Source organism: Burkholderia sp. AU44665, assembly GCF_030504405.1.
Lineage (GTDB): Bacteria > Pseudomonadota > Gammaproteobacteria > Burkholderiales > Burkholderiaceae > Burkholderia > Burkholderia semiarida.
In genome coordinates, this window is the sequence record NZ_JAUJRI010000004.1 from 342142 (window position 1) to 355203 (window position 13062).

General features: G+C 67.5%; 16 protein-coding genes. 5 read left to right on the forward strand and 11 right to left on the reverse strand.

Translation table 11 applies throughout. The annotated features are described in order from the left end of the window. Both QZM15_RS12425 and QZM15_RS12430 read left to right on the forward strand, forming a co-directional pair. Positions 1-762 carry an ABC transporter permease gene (locus QZM15_RS12425; protein ID WP_059583240.1) on the forward strand — a complete coding sequence of 254 codons (762 nt, stop codon included), beginning with the start codon at positions 1-3 and terminating at the stop codon, positions 760-762. A gap of 160 nt (positions 763-922) precedes the next feature. Then, positions 923-2347, forward strand: coding sequence for an MFS transporter (locus QZM15_RS12430; RefSeq protein ID WP_060011987.1), 1425 nt, complete (start codon positions 923-925; stop codon positions 2345-2347). A gap of 67 nt (positions 2348-2414) precedes the next feature. On the opposite strand, the gene QZM15_RS12435 is transcribed toward QZM15_RS12430, so the two are convergent. From QZM15_RS12435 to QZM15_RS12445, 3 genes are all read right to left on the reverse strand, one after another. Beyond that, a complete protein-coding gene (locus QZM15_RS12435) occupies positions 2415-2645 on the reverse strand; it encodes a hypothetical protein (protein WP_059583243.1) in 231 nt (76 codons plus the stop codon). A 272-nt stretch (positions 2646-2917) separates the two neighbouring features. Continuing rightward, positions 2918-3349: a TA system VapC family ribonuclease toxin gene (locus QZM15_RS12440; protein ID WP_060968406.1), complete on the reverse strand. Its 432-nt coding sequence runs from the start codon at positions 3347-3349 to the stop codon at positions 2918-2920. Continuing rightward, a complete protein-coding gene (locus QZM15_RS12445; RefSeq protein WP_302106479.1) occupies positions 3349-3576 on the reverse strand; it encodes a CopG family transcriptional regulator in 228 nt (75 codons plus the stop codon). Before QZM15_RS12445 ends, QZM15_RS12440 begins: the two co-directional genes overlap by 1 nt. Positions 3577-3892: 316 nt before the next feature. Between QZM15_RS12445 and QZM15_RS12450 the strand changes: the two genes are divergently transcribed. Together QZM15_RS12450 and QZM15_RS12455 are read left to right on the forward strand one after the other, a co-directional pair. Next, positions 3893-4282 (forward strand): YciI family protein, encoded by a 390-nt coding sequence (locus tag QZM15_RS12450; protein ID WP_302106480.1) that lies wholly within the window; start codon positions 3893-3895, stop codon positions 4280-4282. A 147-nt stretch (positions 4283-4429) separates the two neighbouring features. Then, the gene (locus QZM15_RS12455) at positions 4430-5365 is read left to right on the forward strand and encodes an alpha/beta hydrolase family protein (protein WP_302106481.1); all 936 of its coding nucleotides are present in this window, start codon (positions 4430-4432) and stop codon (positions 5363-5365) included. 106 nt (positions 5366-5471) lie between these two features. Here QZM15_RS12455 and QZM15_RS12460 read toward each other — a convergent pair whose 3' ends face one another. Together QZM15_RS12460 and QZM15_RS12465 are read right to left on the reverse strand one after the other, a co-directional pair. Further along, positions 5472-5702: a hypothetical protein gene (locus QZM15_RS12460; RefSeq protein WP_059583251.1), complete on the reverse strand. Its 231-nt coding sequence runs from the start codon at positions 5700-5702 to the stop codon at positions 5472-5474. 207 nt (positions 5703-5909) lie between these two features. Next, positions 5910-6809 carry a hypothetical protein gene (locus QZM15_RS12465; RefSeq protein ID WP_060011993.1) on the reverse strand — a complete coding sequence of 300 codons (900 nt, stop codon included), beginning with the start codon at positions 6807-6809 and terminating at the stop codon, positions 5910-5912. A gap of 78 nt (positions 6810-6887) precedes the next feature. Between QZM15_RS12465 and QZM15_RS12470 the strand changes: the two genes are divergently transcribed. Continuing rightward, positions 6888-7226: a helix-turn-helix transcriptional regulator gene (locus QZM15_RS12470; protein ID WP_012339501.1), complete on the forward strand. Its 339-nt coding sequence runs from the start codon at positions 6888-6890 to the stop codon at positions 7224-7226. A gap of 149 nt (positions 7227-7375) precedes the next feature. On the opposite strand, the gene pqqE is transcribed toward QZM15_RS12470, so the two are convergent. From pqqE to QZM15_RS12500, 6 genes are all read right to left on the reverse strand, one after another. Then, positions 7376-8515, reverse strand: a complete 1140-nt coding sequence (gene pqqE / locus QZM15_RS12475; RefSeq protein WP_275905704.1) for a pyrroloquinoline quinone biosynthesis protein PqqE — start codon at positions 8513-8515, stop codon at positions 7376-7378. 1 nt (position 8516) lies between these two features. Further along, a complete protein-coding gene (pqqD, locus tag QZM15_RS12480) occupies positions 8517-8798 on the reverse strand; it encodes a pyrroloquinoline quinone biosynthesis peptide chaperone PqqD (RefSeq protein ID WP_006480620.1) in 282 nt (93 codons plus the stop codon). Then, a complete protein-coding gene (gene pqqC, locus QZM15_RS12485; RefSeq protein ID WP_059583257.1) occupies positions 8795-9514 on the reverse strand; it encodes a pyrroloquinoline-quinone synthase PqqC in 720 nt (239 codons plus the stop codon). The genes pqqD and pqqC overlap by 4 nt, the downstream gene beginning before the upstream one ends. A gap of 2 nt (positions 9515-9516) precedes the next feature. Beyond that, entirely contained in the window at positions 9517-10440 is a 924-nt protein-coding gene (gene pqqB, locus QZM15_RS12490) for a pyrroloquinoline quinone biosynthesis protein PqqB (protein WP_059583258.1), read from the reverse strand. A 61-nt stretch (positions 10441-10501) separates the two neighbouring features. After that, positions 10502-10576 carry a pyrroloquinoline quinone precursor peptide PqqA gene (gene pqqA / locus QZM15_RS12495; protein ID WP_006485436.1) on the reverse strand — a complete coding sequence of 25 codons (75 nt, stop codon included), beginning with the start codon at positions 10574-10576 and terminating at the stop codon, positions 10502-10504. Between the two features lie 340 nt (positions 10577-10916). Further along, positions 10917-12974: a sigma-54-dependent Fis family transcriptional regulator gene (locus tag QZM15_RS12500; RefSeq protein ID WP_302106482.1), complete on the reverse strand. Its 2058-nt coding sequence runs from the start codon at positions 12972-12974 to the stop codon at positions 10917-10919. Positions 12975-13062 lie beyond the last annotated feature (88 nt).

Consider the following 13062-nt stretch of genomic DNA (forward strand, 5'->3'; position numbering starts at 1 on the left):
ATGAACTGGCATGGAATCCGCGCGATCTACCGCGCAGAAATGGCCCGCACGCGCCGCACGCTGATGCAGAGCATCATCGCGCCGGTGATCTCGACGTCGCTGTATTTCGTCGTGTTCGGCTCCGCGATCGGCTCGCGCATCAGCGACGTGAACGGCATCGGCTACGGATCGTTCATCGTGCCGGGCCTCGTGATGCTGTCGCTGCTGTCGCAGAGCATCTCGAACGCGTCGTTCGGCATCTACTTCCCGCGCTTCACCGGCACGATCTACGAGATCCTGTCCGCGCCCGTGTCGTACTGGGAGATCGTGATCGCGTACGTCGGCGCGGCCGCGTCGAAGTCGATCCTGCTCGGCGTGATCATCCTCGCCACGGCCGGCCTGTTCGTGCCGCTGCACATCCTGCATCCGGTCTGGATGGTGCTGTTCCTCGTGCTGACGGCCGTCACCTTCAGCCTGTTCGGCTTCGTGATCGGCATCTGGGCCGACAGCTTCGAGAAGCTGCAGCTCGTGCCGCTCCTGATCATCACGCCGCTCACGTTCCTCGGCGGCAGCTTCTACTCGGTCGACATGCTGCCGCCCGCGTGGCGCGTCGTCACGCTGTTCAACCCGATCGTCTACCTGATCAGCGGTTTCCGCTGGTCGTTCTACGGGATCGCCGACGTGCACGTGTGGATCAGCCTCGCCGCGACCGCGCTGTTCCTCGTGATCCTCCTCGCGGTCGTCGCGTGGATGTTCCGCACCGGGTACAAGCTGAAGAACTGACGCACGCGTGCGTCGCGCGCGCCGCCCGCCGATGACGCATTTCGGCAAGCGGGCGGCGCTTTTCCTCTGATGCGGCAGTTTGTGGTCGCGTCTACTGAACGTGAAGCATCGGGGCCTCGAGCATGCGCTGCGCGGCCCCTTTTTCATTTCAGAGGACGCCATGCCCGCCGCCACCGCTCCCGCCTCCGCCGCCGCCCGGCTCGAACGCCTGCCGTTCTCCGGCTATCACAAGCGCATCTTCTTCATCATCGCGATCGCGTTCTTCTTCGACTCGGTCGACCTCGGCACGATGACGTTCGTGCTGGGCTCGATCCGCAAGGAGTTCGGGCTGTCGACAGCCGCCGCCGGCCTCGTCGCGAGCGCGAGCTTCTTCGGGATGGTGCTCGGCGCGGCCGTGGCCGGCCTGCTCGCCGACCGGTTCGGCCGCCGGCCCGTGTTCCAGTGGAGCATGGTGCTGTGGGGCGCCGCGTCGTACCTGTGCTCGACCGCGCAGAGCGTCGACGCGCTGATCGTCTATCGCGTGCTGCTCGGCATCGGGATGGGAATGGAGTTTCCGGTCGCGCAGACGCTGCTGTCCGAATTCGTGCCGACCGAGAAGCGCGGCCGCCTGATCGCGCTGATGGACGGCTTCTGGCCGCTCGGCTTCATCACGGCCGGCATCGTCGCGTACTTCGTGCTGCCGCAGTTCGGCTGGCGCACCGTGTTCGCGCTGCTCGCGATTCCGGCCGTGTTCGTGCTGGTCGTGCGCCGCATCGTGCCCGAATCGCCGCGCTGGCTCGAGCATGCGGGCCGGCACGCGCAAGCCGACGCGGTGATGCAGACGATCGAGGCGAAGGTGATGCGCTCGGCCGGCGTCACGACGCTGCCGCCGCCGTCGCGGCTCGCCGAGCCCGCCGCCGCACGCGGGCGCGGCGCGCTGCGCGAGATCTGGAGCGGCGTGTACCGTCGCCGCACGGTGATGGTGTGGCTGCTGTGGTTCTTCGCGCTGCTCGGCTTCTACGGCCTCACGTCATGGCTCGGCGCGCTGCTGCAGCAGGCCGGCTTCGAAGTCACGAAATCGGTGTTCTACACGGTGCTGATCTCGCTCGGCGGCGTGCCGGGCTTCCTGTGCGCCGCGTGGCTCGTCGAACGCTGGGGACGCAAGCCGACCTGCATCGCGTCGTTGATCGGCGGCGGCGCGATGGCGTATGCGTACGGCCAGAGCGCGCTGTACGGCGGCAGCACGACGCTGCTGATCGGCACGGGCCTCGCGATGCAGTTCTTCCTGTTCGGGATGTGGGCGGCGCTGTACACGTACACGCCCGAGCTGTACGGCACCGGCGCACGCGCGACGGGGTCGGGCTTCGCGTCGGCGATCGGCCGCATCGGCTCGCTGATCGGACCTTACGTGGTCGGTGTCGTGCTGCCGGTGTTCGGCCAGGGCGGCGTGTTCACGCTCGGCGCGCTGTCGTTCGTCGCGGCGGCAATCGCCGTGTGGACGCTCGGGATCGAGACGAAGGGCCTCGCATTGGAACAACTGGCGGCAGGCGACGAAGCTGGCGGCGGCAGCCGGTATCCGGCGGCAGCGGCAGACGAGGCGTCCTGATCGTCGCGCGGGCTCTCGGCCCGTTTCGGGCCGGGCGGGTGTTCGGCGCCGTGCCCGGCCGGGCCGGTCAGGCGCCCGAGACGACGAACTCTTCGGCCGCCTTGCGCTGGACCGCGGCCATCACGGCCAGCTCGCGCTTGCTGCGTGCGTCGCCGGACACGACGCCCGTCGCATGCTTCGCCTTCGCACCGAGCGGGAAAAACACGAACGATGCGCCGGCCGGGGCCGCCGGCTCCGCGCGCAGGCGTTTGTTCAGGATTTTCAGGTACTTCTTCTTCGAGACTTCCTTGACAGCCATGGCGCCCTCCGCGTGAACGTGGTGTAGATCAGCATACCAGCTTTGCCGAGGCGCTCCGTGACCGTGGTATGCACCGCCGCGCGCGCTCGTGCCCGCGCATGCTCGCAACGGGCCTGCAGCGGCCTCACTACCGAACTGTCCAAACAAGGGCACGGGCGAAAGGCGCGCTGTTCCGGACACCGAGGACAAGACTGTCCCGCTGGAAGGCACCGCGAGAAACCGAAAGCAACCCGTTCAAGCGTCGCTGCCACGGCGCCCTTTCCGATCGAGCGTCAAGCAATCAGTTCAAGGTGCTTGGCGCCATTCGGCACGGCGTCGACGACCAGACGCCGATCAAAAGTCGCCAGTTTGCCTTTGTGCGCGCGAGCCAGCGCCAGCAGGTACGTATCGGTCAATTGCGCGGGCGACAGCAATCGGGTGGCGTCGACGTGCTGTTCGTCCAGCAAGCTCACGTCGTCCGGCCAGAAAGTGTGGCCGGCATGCGACCGCAGTTGCGCGACGAGCGGAGCAACGGACACCGGCGAGCCCATCGTATTCGGGTATTTCGGATTGCCGATGATCCGAAGCACGCCGTTCTCGGTGAGCGGGCAGGTAGACCATGCCGAATGACCTACCCTTCCAAACCATGCATGTGCAGGCTCGTGCTGAACATGCGCAGGATCCAGCAAGGCGATGAGGACGTTGATGTCGAGCAGGTAGGTCATCAAAGTGAATCGTCGCGAAGTTGATTAACGACGTCGGGCGTGACGGGACGTGCCGTCGCGGAGACCGGCATCAACGGCAAGCCGTTGCGGCTCGACTGGTTCGTCGTCGTCCGCTGCAGTGCCGCGCGGGCGAGATCGGAAATAACCTTGCCGATACTCATGCCCGGCTTCGCGCGCTCCCGTGCGAAGGCGAGGACGTCGTCATCAATGTCCAGAGTGGTGCGCATGTCTCTCTCCTGATAGGCATCAAACATCAAGCATCACTATTATATGGCAGACGCATCAGACATCAAGCATCCCGCATCAGTGTTGTTGTAAACCTGACGGCGCGCAGCGCGCTTGCCGACCGGATCCACAGCGTGCCCGGTGCGCATGCCGCCCGCGGGAAGAGCGGCGGCGGCCGGCATCGCCGCTTCCATCGCGGATGAAAACTTTTTCCCGCGATGTCGATTCGCGTCGTCGCCGCGCGTCGTGTTGTCGTAACCCTGCGTTTGCCGCCTCCGGCCGGCAGACACCCTCGTTCCCTTTCAAGGAGATACGACAATGCGCGTCATGGTCATCGTCAAAGCCACCGCCGATTCCGAATCCGACCGGATGCCCGACCCCGAATGCATGGCAGAAATGGGCCGCTTCAACGAGGAACTGATGAAAGCCGGCATCCTGCTCGCCGCCGACGGGTTGCGCCCGAGCAGCCGCGGCAAGCGCGTGCACTTTTCCGGCAAGAACCGCACGGTCATCGACGGCCCGTTCGCCGAAACGAAGGAGCTCGTCGCCGGCTACTGGCTCTGGCGCGTGAAATCGATGGAAGAGGCCGTCGAGTGGGTGAAGCGCTGCCCGAACCCGATGCCCGGCGACTCCGACATCGAGATCCGCCCGCTGTTCGAGGCCGAGGATTTCAGCCCCGCATTCACTCCCGGGCTGCAGAAGCCGTAAGCGGCCATCGTCGCGGACGTATGCGAGCCGTCCGCCTGACAACCCGTAGGATTCGCCGAAATATGGTTGAAAGGCACGGTTGCTAGAGTCGCCGGAACAGGGTTTTCCCGGCATCCGGCCGGACTGGATCGACACATGCGAGGATCGATGAACCTGGCACGTACCTTCTGGCTGCTCCTGCTGCTCGCCGTCACGAGCTCGGCCTTCGCATTTCATGCGCGGGTCGTCGCGATTCCGAGCGCCGCGATGAGCGAAACGCTGAAGGCCACCATCGTGCTGCCCGACGATTACGCGCGCGACCACCACGGCGAACGCTATCCCGTCGTCTATCTGCTGCACGGCTCGGGCGGCGACCATACCGACTGGACGTCGAACACGCACATCGCCGCGCTCGCCGACCGCTACCGCGTGATCCTCGTGATGCCCGACGGCGGACACGAAAGCTGGTACATCGACAGCCCGTTCGATTCGGGCAGCCGCTACGAAACCTTCGTCGGCGACGAAGTCGTGTCCTATGTCGACCTGCATTTCCGCACGATCGCGGCCCAGCACGCACGCGCGATCACCGGGCTCAGCATGGGCGGCTTCGGCGCGCTGCGCATCGCGCTCGACCGGCCCGACACGTTCGGCGCGGTCGGCAGCATCAGCGGCGCGGTCGACCCGCGCTGCTGCGCGAACGAGCCGGGCATCGACCACGTGTTCGGCGATCCCGGCCGCCATCCGTCGTTCTGGAACCGCAACGTGATCGTCGAAAACGCGCGGGCGTTCGTGCGCGCGCATCTCGACCTGACGATCGATTGCGGCCGCGACGATGCCTTCGTCGACTCGAACCGCACGCTGCACGAACGGCTCGTCGCGCTGGGCGTGCCGCACGACTATGCGGAGCGCCCGGGCGGTCATACGTGGGATTACTGGGCGAATGCGATCCGCTACCAGATGCGGTTCTTCGCAACCTCGTTCCAGCATCGCGGCTACGCGTCTCGCGCCGCGCCATCCGCGCCCTCCGCACCGGACATGACCCGTGCGGGCCGACGCACGGCAACCGCTCAAGGCGGCTATCCGGCCGAAGGCCGCAAGGCCTGACGTCGAGAATCGAAACGGGGTGACGAACCGGCATGCCGCGCAACGCGCCCGGCAGGAAGATGAACGCGCGTCGCACGACGCGCGAAAAAGAGAAACGACGAAGCCGTCAGTTGCCGTGCGCGGTATCCGCGCCGACGACGCGATCGAAGAATTCCTGTGCACGCGCCAGCTCGTCGAGCGCGCGATCGAGACGCGACATCGCGCGTGCGTAGTGGGCCGACGAGCCGTCGTCGTCGCTTTCGCCGCGCACGGCGCGAAACGCCTGATCGACGTTGCGCGTCGCTTCGACGAAGCGTTGTGCGGCCCGCGCTTCCCGCGAACGGATATGGGTCGACATCGACACTCCTCCCTCAGGATTGCAGTGTGAAGCACGCCGACGCCCAGTGTGCGTGGCACGCATGTCGGCGGCGTGAACCACGACCCGTCGCATGTCGACGCATCGGCCGCCGCGCCGCGCGCTTCGTGCCGATTGTCGCGCCGCGCTCGCCGATCCGCTACGGCGAGATTGCAACAAATTCTTGCGCGAACGGCTTCGCGTGGGTCGTCACGCGCGCCCGATGCGCGGATGCGCCAGCCCCGCGAACGCGGCCGCCTCGCCCGGCGACAGGTCGAACAGATCGCCGGTGAGATCGCGCGGATGCTCGACCGCCGGCCGGTGGCGCATGCGCGCGACATGCGTGGGCGCCACATACGCGGCCGCCGTTTCGAGCGGCGGCACGTCGAACAGATCGCGCGTGACGCCGCGCACGGCGTCCGTCGGCGAACGGCCGCGCAAGCGCGCGACCAGCTCGACGAAGCGATCGAAATCGCCCGCGCGCGTGGCCTTGTTCACTTCCGCGAGATCGCGCGCCTTCAGCACGCACGGCTGAGCCAGCCGCACGAAATACGGCGCTTCGAGCTCGACCGACAGCGCGAGCGGATAGCTCTTGCCCGTCTGCTCCTTCGCACGCCCGACGCAGTCGACCACGGCCGCCCCCTGTGCGGCGCCCAGCGGCTTGCCGGTGCTCACGCTGCGCAGGTGATCGGGAAACACGCGCAACTGCGTGCCGACCGTCAGCGCCGTGGACGACGCGCACACGAGCGCGTAGTGCTGCTCGCGACGCCGGCCGGACGGCAGCGTCGAGCGGCTGGCGATGAACGTATGCGGCGGCAACGGCCGCACCTGCCCGCCTGCGTCGACCCACGCATTCCACAGCAATGCGTCCTTGCGCTCGCCCGCGCGCGGACGCGACGCGACCGGCGAGAACAGTGCGAGCAGCGAACCGGTGCGATGCGCGGCGACTTGCGCGCTGTTGCCGAGCGGCTGGTTGATGCCCCACAGAAAACGCCCGCCTCCGAGCCGGCGCTCCCATTCCTTGCGAAGTACGACGGTCGGCAGCTCCTCGCCGGACTCGGTGCCGATCTTGGTCCAGCAGAACGTGGGAGGGAGGTGTTTCAGTGTCATCAACTTTCTCGGGATACAGCCTCGCTGCTGACAGCAAGCCCATTCAACAGCCGTAACTGTATAGGTATAATGCATCGCATGGAAGCCCCGGACCAAGATTTTCCCGTTCAAGACCTGTTGCGCCGCCTGATGGCGGATACACGCTCGTCCAGCGAAATCGCGCGGCTTTCCGGGGTCAGCCAGCCTACCGTGTCGCGCCTTCGGTTGTCGAACGGGCGTCGGCTGCGCCGCAGCGCGCCATTCAATAAGCTATGCAGTTTCTATGGTGTCGATACGGAGCCGTCGCGCCGTCGGTACAACGACCTGCTGCGCGACGCGATCGTCGACGCGTGGGACGGGTCGGACGAGCACGGGCGCGCGCTGCTGGTCGTGATTCAGGGGCTGAAGGATTTGCAGGCGAAGGCGGATGACGGGTGATGGCGCGCGCGTGCGCGGTCATTCATCGAGATTGAATGCGGTGGGTACGCGCGCCCGCATCGGCGGCGGCGCGCCGTTTTCTCCCTGCGCGGCGCGGCGGCGCGCGAGCACCGCGTCGCGCGCCGCCGCCTTCGTCCTGACCGCGCGCCTCAGCGCTCGCACGCCGCGTCGCATTGCGCGAGCGAATTCTCCTTGCTACGAAACACCAACGGCTGTTCGGCGATCGGCGCGCGACGTCGCGCGAACTGCACGGCCTGTTCGACCTGGCCGTGATGGGCGGACTTCGCGCACACCGGATCGGCCTCCTTCGGGTCGCCGGCCAGCAGGTAGGCCTGACACCGGCAGCCGCCGTGATCCGTATGCCGCTCGTCGCACGTGCGGCACGGCTCGCGCATCCAGTCGTCGCCGCGAAACGCGTTGAACGCGTCGCTGTCGTACCAGATTTCCCGCAGCGGCCGGTCGCGCACGTTCGGCAACGCGAGCCCCGGCAACGACCGCGCGGCATGGCACGGCAGCGCGGTGCCGTCCGGCGCGACACCGAGAAACACCGAGCCCCAGCCGTTCATGCACGCTTTCGGGCGGCGCTCGAAATAGTCGGGCACGACGAACAGGATCTTGCAGCGCTCGCCGATCAGCTTGCGATAGCGGTTGACCGTGTCCTCGGCCTCGCGCACCTGCTCGACGGTCGGCATCAGTTGATCGCGATTGAGCATCGCCCAGCCGTAATACTGCGTGTTCGCGAGCTCCAGGTAATCGGCGCCGAGATCGAGCGCCATCTCGATGATCTGCCCCACGTGCGGCAGGTTGTAGCGATGCAGCACGCAGTTGAGCACCATCGGGTAGCCGTGCGCCTTGATCAGGCGCGCCACGTCGCGTTTCAGTTCGAACGTACGCGTGCTGGTCAGGAAATCGTTCAGCTCGCGCGTCGAATCCTGCAGCGACAACTGAATATGATCGAGCCCGGCGGCCTTGAGCCGCTCGATGCGCGCGACGTTCAGCCCGATGCCCGACGTGATCAGGTTCGTATAGAAGCCGAGCCCGCGCGCATGCGCGACGAGCGTCTCGAGGTCGCCGCGCTGCAGCGGCTCGCCGCCCGAGAAGCCGATTTGCGCGGCGCCGAGCGCGCGCGCGTCGCTGATGACCGTGCGCCACGCGTCGGTGTCCAGTTCCGCGCCGTGCGTCGCGAAATCGACCGGGTTGTAGCAGAACGCGCAATGCAGCGGGCAGCGGTACGTGAGTTCCGCGAGCAGCCACAGCGGCGCGGACGGACGGGAAGTGTCGGGCGCCATGTCAGTCGAGCCAGCCGCGCAGTCGCGCATGATCGAGGAAGCGGTAGACGTCGGTCGCGAGATCGGATTGCATGAACAGGCGCTCGAGCTCGCCGATGATGTCGTCCAGTTCGCGCGTGCCGTCGCAGCGCGCGAGTATCTCCCCCGCGCTCGGATTGAGCTTGACCATGCCCTCCGGATAGAGGAGCACGTACGCATCCTGGGCCGCCTCCCATTGGAGGCGGTACATGCCCCTGAGGCAGGGGCGCAGCGGCACGCCGCTGGCGGCTTCGATCGCGTTCATAGCGGATAGGCCTTTTCGACGGCGTCGAGCATCGACCACAGGATGTCGAGCTTGAATTGCAGGATGCCGAGCGCGCGCTGCTGCGCGTCCGGTGTCGTGAAATGCTCCAACGTGACCGCGAGCCCGTGCTCGACGTCGCGTTGCGCGAGCGGCACGCGGCTGCGGAAATAATGCAGTCCGGCCGGCTCGATCCACGGGTAATGCGACGGCCAGCCCGCGAGCCGGTCGAGATGGATCTGCGGCGCGAACATCTCGGTCAGCGACGAGCACACGGCTTCCTGCCACGGCGCGCGCCGCGCGAAGTTCACGTACGCATCCACCGCGAAACGCACGCCGGGCAGCACGTGTTCGAGCGACCATAGCTCGTCGCGCGTCAGACCGCATGCCTCGCCGAGCCGCACCCACGCCTCGATGCCGCCTTCGTTGTCGCCCTGCCCGTCGTGGTCGATCAGCCGCTGGATCCAGCGGCGCCGCGTCTCGCGGTCGGGACAGTTCGACAGGATCGCCGCATCCTTGAGCGGAATGCAGATCTGGTAATAGAAGCGGTTCGCGACCCAGCCGCGGATCTGCGTGGGCGAACAGGCGCCGCTGTTGAGCCGCCGGTTGAACGGGTGATGGATGTGATAGCGCGATTCGAGCGCACGCAGGCGCGCCTCGAATTCGGTCGCGGTCCAGGGCGTCGCGTGCAACGCCGTAGCGGGGATCGGTGCGTTCATCGTCAGACCTGGAATTGCATGCCGTCGTGCGCGACGTCGATGCCGTGCGCGCGCAGGTGCGCATGCTCGACGGAATGCGGATCGAGAATCGGGTTCGTGTTGTTGATGTGCGTGAGCACCTTGCGCGTGCGCGCGGGCAGCCGGTCGAGCCAGTCGATCATGCCGGGCCGCCCGTGTTCCGCGCACTGCGCGAGATGCCCCATGTCGGCCGCGTGCTTGCCCGACAGGCCGAGATCGATCATCTCGGTCCCGGTCCAGAACGTGCCGTCCACCAGCACGAGATCGGCGCCGTCCATGGCCGCGCGCACGTCGTCGGTGACCGACGCGAGCCCCGGCGCATAGAACGCGCGCCGCCCGCTCGCGACGTCCTCGATCGACAGCGCGATGTTGTCGCCGGGCGCGGCCGACGCACGCCGCGGCGAATAAGGCGGCGGCTTGCTGTCGACGGCGATCGCGGTGAAACGGATCCCGCGCGCCGCGGGCACTTCGAATGGCTCGCCGGGCACGATCGTGTGCGCGGCGACGCCGCAGTAATGGCCGAGCAGCGGCACGAGCGGCAAGCCGGTCGACAGGTCGTCGAGCACCGGCGCGCTCGCGTACAGCGGCAGCGGCGTCGAGCGCTCGCGCAGCATCAGCAGGCCCGTCACGTGATCGATCTGCGCGTCGCACAGCACGACGGCGGCGATGCCGCTGTCGCGGATCGCGCGCGCCGGTTGCAGGTCCGGATCCGCGCGCAACTGCGAAAGAATGTCGGGCGACGCATTGACGAGAACCCAGTCGATACCGTCTTCGCTGACCGCGATCGACGATTGCGTGCGCGGCACCACGTGGCCGCTTCCGCTGCGCGCGCGGCGGCAGTTCGCGCAATTGCAGTTCCATTGCGGCAGCCCGCCGCCGGCTCCCGAGCCGAGTATCTTGATCTTCATGGGCGTCAGCTCCCGAGGCCGCCCGCGCCGACCACGGCGAAACGGGCGGCACGCGCGGCGATCAGCGGTTGGCGATGTACATCGTGATTTCGAAGCCGAAGCGCAGGTCGGTGTATGACGGTGTCGTCCACTGCATGATGTGTCTCCTGTTGAGTTGATGAATCGATGAGTCGATGTGTTGCTGCGTGAGTCGAACAACCGCGGTGATCGAGCGGTCGCTTCCTCTTCAGCAAGGAGCGTGCCGATGCGTTGCCTTCACCGCCACGCAGCGGCATACGGCCGTCATCCGGGCATCGGGACGCAATCCTTACGAATGGCCGACACGATTCGCGCGAATGCGCCCGGCCGTCCGGACGGCGCGAGGCGCCCGGGCGGTGACAGGTGTTGAATCGTTGAACACCGGTGTTGCAACTTGACACACCGGCTGTGACACGTTGCGCACCCGGCGCACCGGCCGGTGCGCCGTGGCTCGCGTATCAGCTTTCGTCAGACGGGTGCCGCGCCGCGTCGGCCGCGGGCATCTTCCGGTAGATCGTGTTGCGCGACACGCCGAGCGCGCGCGCGGCGGCGGACACATTGCCGCCGTGACGGGCCAGCGCGGCCGCGATCGCGGATGCCGCGACATCCTGCAGGCGCGTGTCGGCGGGCGGGAAGGCGTCCACGCCGCAGGGCCCGGCGCCCGCCGCGGCAGGCCGGGCGGGCGCGGCGGGCGACGCGCACGCCTCGGAGACGGCCTGCACAACCTGCGCGTCGCCGCGCCGCAGGTCGTCGAAGAAGTCGTCCGGCAGGTGCTCGCGGCGGATTTCGCCGTCGTCGTCGACCATCGCGGCCGCCGTGCGCAGCAGGTTGCCGAGCTGCCGGAAGTTGCCCGGCCACGTGCAGCGCACGAACAGTTCCATCACGTCCGGCGCGACCGACAGCGGCGGCCGCCCCGGGCCCGCGAACGCTTCGCGCTGCAGCATCTTCTGCACGACGACCGCGAGATCCGTGCGGTCGCGCAACGGCGGCAGGCGCACCACGAGGCCGTTCAGCCGGTAGTAGAGATCCTCGCGGAAACGGTTCTGCGCGATCATGTCGCGCAAATCGCGATGCGTCGCGCAGATGATCGCGATGTCCACGGGGATCGTCTTCGTCGAGCCGAGCGGGTTGACGAGACGCTCCTGCAGCACGCGCAGCAGCCGCACCTGCAGCGGATACGGCATGTCGCCGATCTCGTCGAGGAACAGCGTGCCGCCGTTCGCCTGCAGCAGCTTGCCGATCGCCCCCTTGCGGCGCGCGCCGGTAAACGCGCCCTCCTCGTAGCCGAACAGTTCGGACTCGATCAGCGTCTCCGGAATCGACGCGCAGTTGACCGCGACGAACGGCGCGTCGCGGCGCGGCGAGTCGTTGTGGATCGCCTGCGCGAGCAGTTCCTTGCCGGTGCCGGTCTCGCCGGTGATCAGGATCGGGATGTCCTTGCCGATCACCTTGCGTACCTTCGCGATCACGCTGGCGACCTGCGCATCGCCGGTGTCGAGATAGTTGAGCCGCGACAGGCCGGCCGACGTGCCCGCCGCCGGCGCGGGCGCCGCGTTCGCGCGCGCGGCCGGCGCCCCCGCATCGTGGACGTCCGTCGGCCGGCTGCCTTCGGCGAGCGTCGCGCGGCGAAAGTGCACGCGCGCGCACACCACCGCGCCGTTGCCGAGATTGAGCATCAGGTGCCGGTCGGTGCTCGCGCGCATGCGGTCGATCAGTTGCGCACTGGTGATGTCGAACAGCGACGACAGCGTGTGCGCGCGCAGCGCGGCGAGCGGCATGCCGAGCTGGAACTGCGCGCTGCGATTGGCCGACAGGAAGCGGCCGTCGGCGGTGAACGCGACGATCCCCTCCATCAGCGTGCCGAGAAATTCGGGGCGGCCATGGAACGACACCTGCAGCGTTTCCTGAAAGGTCGTCGTAAACAGATGATTCTCGATCATCTGCACCGACATCTTCGCGAGCGCCATCGTGTGCTGGTGATAGCTGCGGTGGTCGCCCGTCACGTCGAGCACGCCGATCGCGTCGCCGTACGGATCGAGGATCGGCACGCTCGAACAGGTCAGGAAGCGGTTCGCGGCCAGGAAGTGCTGGTCGCCGTGGACGACCATCGGGCACAGCTCGGCCAGCGCCGTGCCGATCGCGTTGGTGCCCTGCCGGTTCTCCGCCCAGTTCGCGCCCGGGCGCAGCGCGACCTTCTCCGCGCGGCGCAGGAAATCGTCGTCGCCGATCGAATGCAGGATCAGCCCTTCCGCGTCGGTCAGCACGATCATGCTCTGCGTATTGACGATCTGCTCGTGCAGCGTTTCCATCACCGGCATCGCGTGCACGCACAGCACCCGGCTCTGCTCGCGCTTGAGCACCAGCGCCGCGTTCGACAGCACGTCGTAATCGGGGCGTGCCGATACCTGCAGGCCGAACGTCTCCGAGCGCTCGTGGGCCTTCTGGATCGACGGTGCGGGCCAGCCAGCGGGATGCGCGGCCCGTGTCCCGGCCGCCTGCTCTACGTCATCGCGCATTGTCTCCTCCGGGGGATCCTTCCGGTCAACTGCCGGACTCTTTGCCGTCATTGCAAGCAAGCATCGGGCCACGCTGGCGCCGCGCAAC

What these genes read in the sequence shown, in the direction of transcription:
- QZM15_RS12425 (WP_059583240.1), top strand. Translation starts at nt 1, where the DNA reads ATGAACTGGCATGGAATCCGCGCGATCTACCGCGCAGAAATGGCCCGC.
- QZM15_RS12430 (WP_060011987.1), top strand. Translation starts at nt 923, where the DNA reads ATGCCCGCCGCCACCGCTCCCGCCTCCGCCGCCGCCCGGCTCGAACGC.
- QZM15_RS12435 (WP_059583243.1), bottom strand. Translation starts at nt 2,645, where the DNA reads ATGGCTGTCAAGGAAGTCTCGAAGAAGAAGTACCTGAAAATCCTGAAC.
- QZM15_RS12440 (WP_060968406.1), bottom strand. Translation starts at nt 3,349, where the DNA reads ATGACCTACCTGCTCGACATCAACGTCCTCATCGCCTTGCTGGATCCT.
- QZM15_RS12445 (WP_302106479.1), bottom strand. Translation starts at nt 3,576, where the DNA reads ATGCGCACCACTCTGGACATTGATGACGACGTCCTCGCCTTCGCACGG.
- QZM15_RS12450 (WP_302106480.1), top strand. Translation starts at nt 3,893, where the DNA reads ATGCGCGTCATGGTCATCGTCAAAGCCACCGCCGATTCCGAATCCGAC.
- QZM15_RS12455 (WP_302106481.1), top strand. Translation starts at nt 4,430, where the DNA reads ATGAACCTGGCACGTACCTTCTGGCTGCTCCTGCTGCTCGCCGTCACG.
- QZM15_RS12460 (WP_059583251.1), bottom strand. Translation starts at nt 5,702, where the DNA reads ATGTCGACCCATATCCGTTCGCGGGAAGCGCGGGCCGCACAACGCTTC.
- QZM15_RS12465 (WP_060011993.1), bottom strand. Translation starts at nt 6,809, where the DNA reads ATGACACTGAAACACCTCCCTCCCACGTTCTGCTGGACCAAGATCGGC.
- QZM15_RS12470 (WP_012339501.1), top strand. Translation starts at nt 6,888, where the DNA reads ATGGAAGCCCCGGACCAAGATTTTCCCGTTCAAGACCTGTTGCGCCGC.
- pqqE (WP_275905704.1), bottom strand. Translation starts at nt 8,515, where the DNA reads ATGGCGCCCGACACTTCCCGTCCGTCCGCGCCGCTGTGGCTGCTCGCG.
- pqqD (WP_006480620.1), bottom strand. Translation starts at nt 8,798, where the DNA reads ATGAACGCGATCGAAGCCGCCAGCGGCGTGCCGCTGCGCCCCTGCCTC.
- pqqC (WP_059583257.1), bottom strand. Translation starts at nt 9,514, where the DNA reads ATGAACGCACCGATCCCCGCTACGGCGTTGCACGCGACGCCCTGGACC.
- pqqB (WP_059583258.1), bottom strand. Translation starts at nt 10,440, where the DNA reads ATGAAGATCAAGATACTCGGCTCGGGAGCCGGCGGCGGGCTGCCGCAA.
- QZM15_RS12500 (WP_302106482.1), bottom strand. Translation starts at nt 12,974, where the DNA reads ATGCGCGATGACGTAGAGCAGGCGGCCGGGACACGGGCCGCGCATCCC.